The 818-nt window shown below is 44.1% G+C and carries 1 protein-coding gene; it reads left to right on the forward strand.

Annotation, left to right across the window (positions count from 1 at the left end):
* The coding region (locus A3763_RS04840; RefSeq protein ID WP_369823088.1) for a calcium-binding protein at positions 1 to 818 on the forward strand (818 nt) is incomplete at both ends.

Consider the following 818-nt stretch of genomic DNA (forward strand, 5'->3'; position numbering starts at 1 on the left):
AGTCGTGTGGAAGTTAATCATATACTAGAGGGCAGCGCTCCTCACGAAGCTCAAAGATACTCTGAGGTTTTTCAAGCTGTAGCGGATATATTAGGTGAAAATGTAGAAGATGGTCTTAAGGGGTATATTGACTTCCATCATACGCTGTTGAGTCAGGGCATACACTTTTCGACTGTTGCTGATGCTAGAGGAGTGGATAGAGAGCAATTAGAGCACTGGCTTAATCAATCCGGTTACTTTGATCTGGACGCCCGATTAGCCCGATATAGTGTGATCAATAATCTGCCATTCATCCTAATGGGCCCTGAACTGGCAAGTGCTGTTTCTTCGGAAATCAGGGAATCAGATCGCTATGCTAAAGATACTTATTCCGAACCCTATTGGGTTGATAGGCTTAATTTTTATGAGCTAACACTTTCACAAAACCGAGAGAACCTTCCATATGGGGACGGCTTGGGGACTGAATACGCACTTTTTAAGGACTTGCAAACTGGAGATATAGCTAAAAACTACCTCTTCGCAGATAAGGTAAATACATATACTTTCGGGACAGAAGACAATGATACTTCTGGATTAGAGGGCGGAGAGTATCATGATCACCTATATGGAAATGGCGGTGATGACATTTTATTTGGCAGAGAGGGCGAAGATGTTCTAGATGGCGGAAAAGGAAACGACCACCTTCACGGCGGCACTGGAAACGATTTCTTAGTCGGCGGAGCAGACAACGATACCTACCACTTCACACAAGGTCACGGCTACGACAGGATTGAAGATACTGAAGGAATAAACACCCTCATAATTGGTGGTCGAACCAT

It is taken from the genome of Oleiphilus sp. HI0128 (assembly GCF_001635365.1).